This is a genomic window from Phycicoccus flavus, assembly GCF_004025965.2.
In the GTDB taxonomy this organism is placed as follows: Bacteria; Actinomycetota; Actinomycetes; order Actinomycetales; family Dermatophilaceae; genus Phycicoccus; species Phycicoccus flavus.
This window is the reverse complement of sequence record NZ_SAYU02000126.1, coordinates 1-3961: the sequence shown is the minus strand read 5'-3', so window position 1 is coordinate 3961 and position 3961 is coordinate 1. Positions and strand designations below refer to the sequence as shown.

5 protein-coding genes and 1 pseudogene are annotated in these 3961 nt (G+C 78.2%); 2 read left to right on the top strand and 4 right to left on the bottom strand.

Translation table 11 applies throughout. The features are described 5' to 3' along the window. The 4 genes and pseudogenes from EPD83_RS19940 to EPD83_RS19925 form a co-directional block, all read right to left on the bottom strand. Positions 1–431: pseudogene (locus tag EPD83_RS19940) on the bottom strand (hypothetical protein); the annotation flags it as partial. Positions 432–545: 114 nt separating this feature from the next. Next, complete coding sequence (locus tag EPD83_RS19935) at positions 546–1151, bottom strand: glycerol-3-phosphate acyltransferase (protein ID WP_128368086.1); 606 nt, start codon at positions 1149–1151, stop codon at positions 546–548. Positions 1152–1156: 5 nt separating this feature from the next. Next, positions 1157–2017, bottom strand: a complete 861-nt coding sequence (locus EPD83_RS19930; protein WP_128368537.1) for a DegV family protein — start codon at positions 2015–2017, stop codon at positions 1157–1159. Between the two features lie 9 nt (positions 2018–2026). Continuing rightward, the gene (locus EPD83_RS19925) at positions 2027–2962 is read right to left on the bottom strand and encodes a hypothetical protein (RefSeq protein WP_165567056.1); all 936 of its coding nucleotides are present in this window, start codon (positions 2960–2962) and stop codon (positions 2027–2029) included. Positions 2963–2997: 35 nt separating this feature from the next. Here EPD83_RS19925 and EPD83_RS19920 point away from each other — a divergent pair, with 35 nt between their 5' ends. Further along, complete coding sequence (locus tag EPD83_RS19920) at positions 2998–3750, top strand: response regulator transcription factor (protein WP_128368606.1); 753 nt, start codon at positions 2998–3000, stop codon at positions 3748–3750. A 20-nt stretch (positions 3751–3770) separates the two neighbouring features. Continuing rightward, the coding region (locus tag EPD83_RS19915) for a hypothetical protein (RefSeq protein ID WP_235950752.1) at positions 3771–3961 on the top strand (191 nt) is incomplete at its 3' end.

Here is a 3961-nt window from a genome sequence, read left to right as displayed (position 1 = left end):
CCGGACTCGCGGGCCCAGGCCACCCGCAGCCCGAGGACGAGCACGGCGAGGACCGTGACCAGCGCGACGCCGGCGACGGCGGCCCGTCCCGGCTGCCAGCGGGCCCCGACGAAGGCAGCCGGCAGCCGGAGCCAGCCACCCCCGGGCATCCCGGGACGATGTCGTCCCGCCGCGTCCCGGGCGTCGCCCCGGCCCCCGGCCCCGCGCGCCTCCCCGACCGGCGGGCCCCCGCCGACGGGCGCGCCCTCGCCCTCGCGGTCCGAGGGCACCCGGCGTCGCCGCCCCGCCGGTCCCCGCGCCCCGTCGTGGCCGGCGCCTTCCTCGTCGAGGCCCAGGGACTCGCGCGAGGGCACCCAGCCGTCGGCGCCGCCGGACCGCAGCCGGGCCAGGGCGCGCGCCGACACCGCCTCCGGGCCGGCTCGTCCTCGCATGCCCCGGACGCTACGAACCGGGCCGGCCGCCCGACAGCGGTCACCCGCCATCTGTGGACGACGGACGTCTACGACCGGCCCTGTGGACGGCTGCACCCGCGCGACCGCACGCGGTCAGCCCCGCAGCCGCCCCCACCAGCGCCGGACGTTCCTCCGGTGCCGCCACAGGACGACGAGGGCGACGACGACGAGCCACAGCCCGGTCCACGTGCCCACGACGGGGAGGACCCCCACGGCTCCGAGGACCCCGAGCACGAGCAGCACGCTCGTCGCGACGACCGACGCCTCGCCGACGACCCGCACGAGGGGCAGCACCGCCGCGAAGACCGCAAGGGCGGCGAGCCCGACGACCGGCTCGACGGCGAGGATCGCGCCGATCGCGCAGGCGACGCCCTTGCCTCCCCGGCCGCGCAGGAACGGGCTGAAGACGTGCCCGAGGACGACGGCCAGCCCCACGACCAGCGCGGCGGCGGTACCGATCGCCGACAGGACGAGCCACGTGGGGACGTACGCCTTGGCCACGTCCAGGACGAGGACGAGGGCCCCCCACTTGCGGCCCAGCACGCGGCCGGCGTTGGTCGCCCCGGGGTTGCCCGACCCCGACGCCCGCAGGTCGGCCCCGCGCGCCCGGGCCACGAGCGTCGCGGGGTTGACCCCACCGAGGAGGAAGGCGAGGACCGCGAGGACCGCGACCCACAGCACGAGGACGGGGTAGCCCATCGCGCTCAGCCGGCCGGCCTCGGGACGACCGCGACGGCCAGCGTGCCCGGGCCGACGTGGGCGCCGACCACCGCCCCGAGCTCGACAACCCGCACGTCCGCCCCCGGCAGCCGTGCGGTGAGCCGGTCGGCCAGGCGGGTCGCACGCTCGGCGGAGTCGAGGTGGTGGACCGCGACGTCGACCCCTCGCCCGTCGGCCGCGGCCGCCTCGGCCGCCGACGCGGCGAGCTCCTCGATCCTCGCGATGGCGCGGGTGGCGGTGCGCACCCGCTCCAGCGGCACGATCTGCCCCTCGCGCAGCCCGAGGAGGGGCTTGATGGCCAGCGCGGACCCCAGCAGGGCCCCCGCCCGCCCGATCCGCCCGCCGCGGCGCAGGTACTCCAGGGTGTCGACGTAGAAGACGACGGTGGCGCCCTCGCACGTCGTGCGGACGATCCGCTCGACCTCGTCCACGTCCGCCCCCGCGGCGGCGGCCCGCGCGCCGGCGAGCACGGCGTGGCCCATGACCATGCCGAGGGCCCGCGAGTCGACGACCCGCACCGGCACCGGCGCCTGCTCCGCGGCGAGCACCGCGCCGCCGTGGGTGCTGGACAGCTCGGCGGAGATGTGGACCGACACGACCGCGTCGGCCCCGGCCCGGGCGGCGGCCTCGTAGGCCTCGAGGAAGGCCGCCGGGGCCGGCCGGGAGGTCGACACCGGGACGTAGCCGCGCAACGCCGAGGCGACCTCGCGGGCGCCGACGTCGACGCCCTCGCGGTGCTCGCGCCCGCCGACGACGACGTGCAGCGGGACGACGCGGACGTCGAGCCCGTCGGTCAGCTCCGGGGTGAGGTAGGCCGTCGAGTCGGTGACGATGGCGGTGGGCACCGCACGAGGCTATCGGCGCCCGTCGCCCGAGGTCCCGGGCCCGGACCCCGGCCCGCTCCCGACCGGCGAGCCGGCGGGCGGCGAGCCGTCACCGCGGGACCCCCCGGAGGTCGCGCCGGTCCCACCCGTCGTCGCGTCCGCCGGGTCGGGCCCGGCCCCCTGTCCCCCGGTCCCGGCGGGCGGCCCGCCGGGCGGGGCGGGGCGTCGCTGCTCGGCGGTGACGACCGGACGACCCCCGACGCAGGAGATCTGGATCTCGACGGCCGAGCCGTCCTGGAGGTTCTCGAAGGTCAGCGTCGCGAGGCCCGTGCGCCCGAGGACGCGCTGGCCGAAGCGCCAGCCGTTGCGGGCGAGGATGCTCTCGACCCGGATGACCCGGCCGGTGCACGTCACCGTCGCGCTGCCGCCCGAGGTCGTGAAGGCCTCGGTCGTGGGGACCGTCGTCGGGTCGGGCGTCGGGGTCGGCGGTGGTGTCGAGGGCGTCGACGGCGGCGGGGTCGACGGTGCGGGAGGCGTCGGCGCCGGGACGCCGGCGCCGGCACCGCCCGCGTCGGGGGCGCCCGGGTCGCTGCCGCCGGGGCGGCCGGTGCCCGGCTCGGCGGTCGGGTCACCGCGCCGGGTCGGCGAGGAGCTGCCGGAGGGCCGCCGCGTCGAGCGCCGCGTCTCGCGCGTCGGGCTGCTCCCGCGGTCCTCGGCGGCGGTGCCGGAGCGGTCGCCCGGGGCGTCCCTGGGTGCGGCCTCCCGCGTCCCCGCGGACCCGCGAGCCGTGCCCTTCGTCCCGGGGGCGGCCTGCTCGGACCGCAGCGCCGGAGCGGCCGTCGTGGGGTACCCGGCGACGACCTGGCCGGCGAGGTCGACGACGACGAAGACGAGGGACGCGAGGACCGCGACGACGGTGGCCCAGCCGAGGACCATCATCACCGCGCGACCTGCCGCCGACCTCACGCCGCCCTCCCCCCTTCTGCACTACGGTCCGAAGCGTGACACATGTGCTCGTGATCGAGGACGACTCCGCGATCCGCAGCTCCCTGGTCCGCTCCCTCAGCGAGCGCGGGCACGCCGTGTCCAGCGCCGCCAACGGCCTCGCCGGGCTGCAGCAGGCGCTCGACCAGACCCCGGACGTCGTCCTTCTCGACCTCGGGCTCCCCGACCTCGACGGCCACAGCCTGCTGACCATGCTCCGGGCCGTCCGCGACACCCCGGTCATCGTCGTCACGGCCCGCGACGACGACCCGTCGGTGGTCGCGGCCCTGGACAACGGCGCCGACGACTACGTCGTCAAGCCCTTCGGCATGGACCAGCTCCAGGCCCGCATCCGGGCGGTGCTGCGCCGCACCGGCTCCGGCGACGCCGACCGCGTCATCACCGTCGGCGCGCTCGCCGTCGACCCCGCGGCCCGCACCGCCAGCCTGGACGGCGCGCCCCTGGAGCTGACCCGCCGCGAGTTCGACCTGCTGCTGCACCTGGCCCGGCGACCGGACGAGGTCGTCACCAAGCGCGAGATCCTCGGCGAGGTGTGGAACCTGCCGTACAGCGGCAGCGAGCGCACCGTCGACGTCCACCTGTCGTGGCTGCGACGCAAGCTGGGCGAGACCGCGGCTCATCCCCGGTACCTCCACAGCGTGCGCGGGGTCGGGCTGCGCCTGTCCGCGCCGCAGGACACCGGGACCGCCGACGGTCCCGCGACCGGCGAGGACGCCACGACCGCGCCGGAGCCCGGCCCCGCCCGATGACCCGCAGGATCGTCTGGCTGGTGGCCGCGACGACGTCCGCCGTCGTCCTGGCCTTCGTCGTGCCGCTCATGCTCCTCGTCCACGGTCTCGCGCAGGACCGCGCGACGACCCGGGCGCGGGACCAGGCCCAGGGCACCGCCACGCTCGTCGCGGCCGTCATGGACCCCGCCGCCCTCGCCCGCTCCGTGCAGGACCGGTCCGCGCAGGGACC